Consider the following 962-nt stretch of genomic DNA (forward strand, 5'->3'; position numbering starts at 1 on the left):
GATCTTGCGATCCGTCACATCCGTGCGAACTAGGGAGTCCGGGCAGGTGGCCCGGAGGACCCTCATTGAATAGTCAGATCTTGAGTTGATCCAACATTCTTGGCCTGAACCGAGGCAAACGTCCCCGAGATCTCCTGGGCCCTACGAATTTCGAAACTTCGTTTCCAAGGCCAGTGGACGCCACTTACTGGCTAACGGCACACCGGGAGCCAGAATCTTCCGAGTGAAAAGGGATAACAACCAGGCCTAAAGCAGGCCGGCGTCAATCAGGAACATGATGAACTACTCCTTAGACGTGGAGGGTTGCCACGGCCTCCTTGGAATCCATGTTTGCAGCCAGTGAGCTATCCACTCGCAGATACGGACCGGTGGACCCGGAGCGCAAGTGCAGAAATGCTGGCCGGCCGCAAAGAGTTCTTTCCTTGGGCGGACTGGATGCCACCCGTGGCCAAAGCTAGGCACCGTACCTCTCAAGTTGCGGCAACACATGGTCCCGTCGCCGGCGGATTGGAATACGCTTGTTGTCCCGAATGGGGGGAAGGGATCCAGGGCGTACAGGATCACGAGGATCAACCTGCTGAATCGATTGCCGGGTCATGGCAACGCTAGATGAAGCGAGCGGCGGAAGGATGGACTGAGCTCATGTGTGGGAGTCGCCGCGCTTGGATATTGGCTGAAAGAGATGAACTTCGGCTTGTTGTACCCGAGGCAAACTTGCGACAAAGCTCGAGAGCTCGGACTGGCTGAACCAGGGTCTTCAGCTGCAGTGGATCGGAAGAACCAGATCCACGTGTTTGCAATCCAGATCGGAACTGCCGCAACTGCATGCACATTTCATCCAAGGACATGGTGCGGATCACTTTCGTTGTTTCATGCCAGACGTGGTCAAAGATCCCGTCATGAGGGGCAACTTCCCTTTGGTTCTGGGGTTTTTGGCCACGAGAGGCCGGGTGGTCGCCGAT

At 56.3% G+C, this 962-nt stretch carries 1 protein-coding gene; it reads right to left on the minus strand.

The features are described 5' to 3' along the window. Positions 1–605: 605 nt before the first annotated feature. Positions 606–962, minus strand: a 357-nt coding sequence (locus KRR55_RS20140) for a hypothetical protein (protein WP_217391098.1), incomplete at its 5' end; no start/stop codon positions are given.

The organism is Paeniglutamicibacter quisquiliarum, assembly GCF_019084045.1.
Classification (GTDB): Bacteria; Actinomycetota; Actinomycetes; order Actinomycetales; family Micrococcaceae; genus Paeniglutamicibacter; species Paeniglutamicibacter quisquiliarum.